Consider the following 213-nt stretch of genomic DNA (forward strand, 5'->3'; position numbering starts at 1 on the left):
TTAGCTTTCTTTAATGCTTCATCATAAGCAGTTTTCTTTTCATCAGATGCGTTTGCATATTTTACATCTGCTTTTGTTGCAGCATCTTTGTCTACTTCTGCTTGAAGTGGTTTCTTATCTACTGCTTTTTTTCCGTCTAATGCTTCTCTTGCATCTTCTAATGCTTTCTTAGCTGCATTTACTTGTTCTTGTGTTGCTTTTTCATCTTTAAGA

Annotated in this window: 1 protein-coding gene; it reads right to left on the reverse strand. The window is 34.3% G+C overall.

Annotation, left to right across the window (positions count from 1 at the left end):
- Nucleotides 1-213: hypothetical protein (locus ACU68W_RS09425; protein ID WP_446756450.1), on the reverse strand; the 213-nt coding region annotated here is incomplete at both ends.

This window comes from Finegoldia sp. P2-F-LR (genome assembly GCF_052932265.1).